Raw genomic sequence first — 6,488 nt, forward strand, 5'->3', positions numbered from 1 at the left:
CCCCACGCCGCCCCCGCCCGCCGCTCCGGAGAACGCTCAGGCCGGCGCCAGGACGACGGCGGCGGACGCCGGGAGGCTGCCCCCGAAGGGGCCGCCTTCGGCGAGCGACGGGTCGCTCGACAGCTCGACCGCCCACGCCCCGTCGAGCGCGACGCCCGCCGCCGCGTCGGCGAAGTTCACGACCACCACCCGCTCGTCGTCGCCCGACGAGCGCCGGTAGGCGAGCACCCCGTCGGGCGCCGGCAGCAGGCCGAGGTCGCCCAGCGAGAGCGCCGGCGACGCCCGGCGGGCGGCCAGCAGCCGGCGGTAGAGGTGGAGGATGGACGACGGGTCGGCGGCCAGCACCTCGGCGTTGCGGCGGTCGGCGTCGGGCGGCCACGGCAGCCACGGGTCGGTCGTCGACCACCCGTGGGCGGGCGACGCGTCCCACGGCACGGGCGCCCGGCACCCGTCCCGCCCCCCGGGGTCGGCCCGGCGCTCGGGCGGGACGACGGCGTCCTCCAGCCCGAGCTCCTCGCCGGCGTAGAGGAAGGGCGTGCCCCGCAGCGTGAGCAGCAGGACGGCCGCCGCCCGGGCCCGCCCGTCGGTGCCGTAGCGGGTCCGGTGGCGGGGGTTGTCGTGGTTCGAGAGCACCCACGTCGGCCAGGCGCGGCGGGCGCCGAGCTCGGCCTGCGCCCGCTCGACGTGCGCCCGCCACTCGCCGGCGTCCCACGGCGCGTACAGGGGAGGGAAGTTGAACGCCAGGTGCAGCTCGTCGCCGTCGCCGTAGTAGGCGGCGACCTTGGTGGTGTCGAGCAGGTACACCTCGCCGACCAGCAGCCGCTCGCCCGGGTAGGAGTCGGCCAGGCGGCGCAGGCCCCGGATGATCTCGTGCGTCTCCGGCCGGTCGTTGAGCGACGAGTGCGGGGTCCCCGCCACCTCGGGCGGGTCGTCGGGGAGGGTGGGGTCCTTGCCCAGCCCGTGGACGACGTCGATGCGGAAGCCGTCCACGCCGTGGTCGAGCCAGAAGCGGAGCACGCCGTGCATGGCGTCCACGACCTCGGGGTTGGCCCAGTTGAGGTCGGGCTGCTCGGGCAGGAACTGGTGGAGGTACCACTGGCCGGTCGCCTCGTCCCACGTCCACGCCGGGCCGCCGCTGAAGGCGGCCACCCAGTTGTTCGGCGGGGTGGAGGGGTCGCCGTCGCGCCAGACGTACCAGTCCCGCCTGGGCGACGTGCGGGAGGCGCGCGACTCGACGAACCACGGGTGCTCGGAGCTGGTGTGGTTGGGCACCCAGTCGAGGAGGACGCGCAGCCCGCGCCGGTGGGCGTCGGCCACGAGGCGGTCGACGTCGTCGAGGGTGCCGAACGCCGGGTCGACGTCGCAGTAGTCGGCCACGTCGTAGCCGAAGTCGTGCTGGGGCGAGGGGAAGAAGGGGGAGAGCCACAGGGCGTCCACGCCGAGGTCGGCCAGGTGGCCGAGGCGCCGGCGGGCCCCTTCGAGGTCGCCCACGCCGGCCGGCGGGCGGCCGGAGTCGGCGAACGACCGCGGGTAGACCTGGTACACGACGGCGGACCGCCACCACGGTTCGGGCATGGCGGCGGAGCGTAGGACCTGACGGGCGGCAGGCCGGTCGGCGCCGTACCCTCCGAACGTGACGCCGACGACGCCGGCCGGCCCGACGCGGTGAACCCGTCGGCCCGCGGGTGGGTCGTGGCGGCCCTCCCGGTGGCCGCCGTGCTGGCCGTGGACCCGGGCGGGCTGTCGCCGTTCGGGCCCGTCAAGTGGGCGCTCGTCCCCACCCTGGTGTTCCTGGCCGTCGCCGTGCTGCCCGGCCGCGGCCGCCGGCTCACGGTGGCCCGGGCCACCGTCGTGCCCTGGGCGGTCCTGCTCGGGGTCGTGGCCCTGGCCGCGGCGTTCGGCGTCGACCCGCTCTACGCGTGGACGGGGACGCCGGAGCGGCGGTTCGGCGTCCTGGCGTGGGTGCTGGGCGCGCTGGCCTTCGCCGTGGGGCAGCAGCTGGACGAGGACGACGCCCGCTTCGTCACCGCCTCGGCGGCGGCCGCCTGCGCCGCGGTGGGGCTGTGGGCGACGGCGGAGAACCTCGGCTGGGAGCCCGTCCGCCTCACCGGCGCCGGCGACCGCCCGCTCGGCACGGTCGGCTCGTCGGCCTACCTCGGCGCCGTCGGCGCCCTGCTCACCCCGGTGGCGCTCGGCATCTCCCTGGACCTGCGCTGGCACCGCGACGCCCGCCGGGCCGCCACCGTGGCCGGCGCCGCCGGGGCGGCCGCCCTCGTCCTGTCGGGGGCGCGCGCCGCTTGGGTCGGGACGGCGGTGGCGCTGGTGGTGGCCGTCGCCGCCCGCCGCGGCGCCCTCCGCCGCCACCGCGCCCTGCGGCGGAACCTGGCGCTGGCGGGCGCCGCCGTGGCGGCGTTCGCGCTGGTCGCCGGGGCGACCGGGCGGCTGGGCGACGCGGTGACGGCGGCCGAGGGCGGGCCCCGCGGCCGGCTCGACGAGTGGCGGGTCGCTGCCCGCATGGTCGCCCGCGATCCCATCCTGGGCGCCGGGCCCGAGGGTTACCGCATCGCCTTCGCCCGAGCCGTGGACGACGACTACGAGCAGGACCACGGCCGGAACCCGCTCCCCGACCGGGCCCATAGCGCGCCGCTCGACGTGGCCGCCACCACCGGCCTCACCGGGCTGGCGGCCTATCTGGCCCTGCTCGTGGTCGTCGGCCGCTTCCTCCTGCGGGCCCTGCGCACCAGCCCGTCGTGGGTGGCGGGGACGGCCGCCGGTCTCGTGGCCTACGCCGCCCAGTCGTCGTTCCTGTTCCCGGTGGCCGAGCTGGAGCCGGTGGCGTGGTTGCTGGCCGGCATCGTGGTGTCCCGCTGCGTGCGGCCGGTGGAGCGCCGGGCCCTGGCCCGCCCGCGCCTCGTCCCCGCGGTGGCCGGGGTGGCCGCCGGCGCCGCCCTGGTGGCGGGGGTGCTCGACGTGGCTGCCGACCGGCGGGCCCGGGCGACCCTGGCCGCCGTCTCCCGGGACGAGGCGGTGGACGAGCCGGCCGCCTCCGCCCGCCTCCGGCCCGACGCCGTCCGCTACCGCCTGGTGGCCGCCCGGGCCGAGGCGTCGGGGACGGCCCCGGGCGGGTGGGGCCGCGCCCTGGCCCAGGTCGACCGGGCCCTGGACGTGTCGCCGCGCGACCCGGTCGCCGGGGCCGAGCGGGGCCGGCTGCTGCTGGACCGGGCCCGGCTGAGCGGCGACCCCGACCACGTCCGTGCCGCCCGCACCGCCCTCGAGAGGCTCGCCTCCCGCGACCCGCGCAACGCCGAGACCCTTCTGCGCCTCGGCCTCGCCCGTGACCTCGACGGGGACCTGCCGGCCGCCGAGGAGGCATGGCTGGAGGCCGAGCGCCTGGCGCCCCGCAGCGCGGCCGGGCCCGCCAACCTGGCCCTCGCCTACGCCCGGGCCGGCCGGTGGGACGACGCCCGCGCCGCCGCCCGGCGGGCGCTCGCGCGGGAGCCGGCGGACTCGCGGGCCCGCCAGGTCCTGCGCAGCGCCGATGGAACCTGACGGCCTCCCCGCGGGTGTACTCGGCGTGGACGGCCTGCTGGGGTTCCCGCTGGACACCGAGTCGCCCGTCACCGGACCGGCGGGCGAGGCTGTCGCCGATCCGTCGGCCGCCGCCGAGGAGTCGTTCGTCGCCTTCTACCGGGAGGCACGCGACCGGGTCGCCCGGGCCCTCGCCCTAACGCTGGGCGACGGCGCGCTGGGCGCCGAGGCGGCCGACGAGGCCATGGCCCGCGCCTTCCAGCGGTGGGCCCGCATCGGCGCCTACGCCGACCCGGCCGGGTGGGTGTACCGGGTCGGGCTCAACTGGGCGACCTCGGTGCTCTCCCGCCGTCGCCGCCAACCGGCGCCGCCCACCGAGCGGGCGGCGCCCGACGTGGGGCCGGTGGCCGAGCCCGCCGTGCGCGCCGCCCTGGCCGAGCCCGCCGTGCGCGCCGCCCTGGCCGAGCTGGACGTGCGCCAGCGGGCCGTCCTCGTCTGCCGCTTCTACCTCGGACTGTCCGAGCAGGAGACGGCCGCCGCCCTGGGCACCCGCCCGGGGACGGTGAAGAGCCGCCAGTCCCGCGGGCTCGAGCGCCTGCGGGCCCGCCTCGACCACCTTCGCCCCGGGGAGGCCCGTGACCGACCGCCTGACCCTCGACCCCGAGCGCCTCGACCTCACCGCTGCGGCACGCTCCTACGACGTGCCGGCCGGCGACGTCGACGCCGTCCTGCGCCGGGCATCCGGCCGTACCACCCGCCGCCACCGGGCCGTCGCCGTGCTGTCCGTGGCCGCCCTCGTGGCCGCCGGGTCGGTGAGCGTCGACCTGCTCGACGGTGGGGAGTCGACGTCCGTCGCCTCCGGCGGTGCCGTGGTGCGCGGCGACGTGGGGGTGACGTGGCGTGCGGTGACGCCCGAGACGGCCCTCGGGTTCGCCACCGGCACCGGCTCGACCGCCCCGTTGTACGCCCTGTCGACCGCCCCCGGCGAGGCCGACGTGAACGCCCCCGGCGAGCGCCGGGTGGTGTGGCGCTCGGACGACGGCGTGGAGTGGACGTCCCTCTCCGTGCTCGGCACCGACCTGTACGCCTCCGACCTGTCGGCCCGGGACGACCGTGTGTACGCGGTGGGCACCGGTCCGGCGACCGCCGCTCCCGGTGGGCGCCCGGTCTCGCCGTTGCTCGTGGGCTGGTCCGACGACGGTGCACGCACGTGGCGCAAGGCGCGGCTGCCCGTCGACCTCGAGGCGATCGCGGCGCGCAGCACCCGCTCGATCGTGCGCTCGACGGCCGTGGCCGCCGGGCCGGCCGGCACGCTGGTCGTGGGCGTCCTCGACGCCTCGCTGGACGTCAACGCGTCGCTGCCCGCCGGGGTCACGGCGCCCCACGGATGGGTGCAGACCGAGTCGGGCGTGGACCTCCTCGGCCCCGAGCGGGAGGGCGTGTGCCCGTCCGGGTCCTCGCCGCCCGAGAAGGCGGAGGTCATCCCGGCCGACGCCACTGGCGAGGTCCACCCGGTCTGGTGCAGGACGGGCGACGACGACCGCGAGCCGGTGATGGTGCCGCCCCAGGACGCCCGGGGCGTCACCGCCAGCTACACGTGGGAGCAGCTCGGGGTGGACGGCGACCTGCTCCGGGCCGTCCGCCGCCAGCCGGTGGCCTTCCTCGCCCCCGCCGGCAGCGACGACTTCGAGCGGGTCGACCTGCCGCCCGTTCTCGGCGTGCAGGGGCCCGTCCTGCTCGACGTCTCCGACGCCGGGTTCGCCCTCGTCACCACCACCTCCGACCGGCCGGGCCGCCCGAGCGTGGTCGCCCTGGAGTCGCCCGACGGGCGTTCGTGGGCGGCGTCGGGCGCGGTGCCGGGGTCGTGGGCGGCGGCGGCCGGTCGCGTCGCCGGCGTGGCGACCGTCGTGGCCCAGGGGGAGACCGGGGCCGTGGTCGTGCGGGCGGACGGCGCCGGCGGCTGGGTGACGACGCCGCTGGGCGACGTGCTGGAGGCCGGGCCCGAGGCCCAGATGTCGCTCGTGTCGGCCGGCGTCGGCGCGTTCGGCGTCGTCGCCGCCGTCATGGTCGCCGAGAAGGGCTTCGAGCGGGGGCCCGTCGCCCCCTGGATCGTCGTTAGCCGCGACGGCCGCACGTGGGACGCCTTCCCCGTCGAGGACCTGGTCGACGAGCCGGTTCGCAACGTGGTCCGCGCCTCCGTCGTCGGCGAGCGGGCCGTCGTGGCCGTCTCGGTCGGCGCCCAGGGCCCCGGGCGCGGCCGCCAGGTCGCCCTGGTGGGGACGCCCTCCTGACCGGTCACCCGAGGACGATCAGGGCGACGGCGCCCGCCGCCCCGACGAGGCCGGCCGACTGGGCGGCGGAGAGCCGCTCCCGGAGCACCACCCGCGCCAGCACGACGGTGGCCGCCGGGTACAGCGACGCCAGCAGCGACACGATCGACAGCAGCCCGCGCCGGGTGGCGAGCAGGAAGGCGGCGTTGGCGGTGACGTCGAGCACCCCGGTGAGGACCACCGCAGGGCCCGTACGCTCGCCGGGCAGGAGCGCCCGGCCCGTCGCCAGGACCACCCCGGCCAGGACCGTCACCGAGACGACCCGGGCCCCCAACAGCGGCCACATGCCGGCACCGTCCCCGGTCCGGCCCAGGCAGATGAAGAACACGCCGAAGCCGATGCCGGCGGCGACGCCCGAGGCCAGCCCGGCCATGTTGGCCTTGCGGCCGGCAGGGATGAGGTCCTCCTCGCCGTGGTCCTCCTGGGGGCCGAACGAGCACAGCACCCCCACGGCGACGAGGGCGAGGACGACCCCGACCAGGGCGGCGGCCGACGGCCGCTCCCCGGTGAGGAGGCCGAACACGACCGGCAGCGTGGCCGAGCCGACCGCGGTCAGCGGTGCCACCACGCTCATCTGGCCGACGGCCAGCCCGTGGTACAGCAGGGCCACGCTGCCGGTCGTGTTCGGCC

4 protein-coding genes are annotated in these 6,488 nt (G+C 78.3%); 2 read left to right on the forward strand and 2 right to left on the reverse strand.

The features are described from left to right. Positions 1 to 36: 36 nt before the first annotated feature. Complete coding sequence (locus tag VM242_15540) at positions 37 to 1,575, reverse strand: alpha-amylase family glycosyl hydrolase (GenBank protein ID HVM06573.1); 1,539 nt, start codon at positions 1,573 to 1,575, stop codon at positions 37 to 39. A gap of 117 nt (positions 1,576 to 1,692) precedes the next feature. On the opposite strand from VM242_15540, the gene VM242_15545 reads away from it, so the two are divergent. Beyond that, positions 1,693 to 3,549: an O-antigen ligase family protein gene (locus tag VM242_15545; protein ID HVM06574.1), complete on the forward strand. Its 1,857-nt coding sequence runs from the start codon at positions 1,693 to 1,695 to the stop codon at positions 3,547 to 3,549. A gap of 614 nt (positions 3,550 to 4,163) precedes the next feature. After that, on the forward strand, positions 4,164 to 5,819 hold the full coding sequence (locus tag VM242_15550; protein ID HVM06575.1) for a hypothetical protein: 1,656 nt from the start codon (positions 4,164 to 4,166) through the stop codon (positions 5,817 to 5,819). A 4-nt stretch (positions 5,820 to 5,823) separates the two neighbouring features. Here VM242_15550 and VM242_15555 read toward each other — a convergent pair. Continuing rightward, positions 5,824 to 6,488 (reverse strand): EamA family transporter (locus VM242_15555; protein HVM06576.1); only part of this gene is annotated, 665 nt, incomplete at its 5' end.

The sequence above is a fragment of the Acidimicrobiales bacterium genome, from assembly GCA_035540975.1.
GTDB lineage: Bacteria > Actinomycetota > Acidimicrobiia > Acidimicrobiales.

Coding starts and splice junctions, on each gene's coding strand:
- VM242_15540 (HVM06573.1), bottom strand. CDS start 1,575: ATGCCCGAACCGTGGTGGCGGTCCGCCGTCGTGTACCAGGTCTACCCG.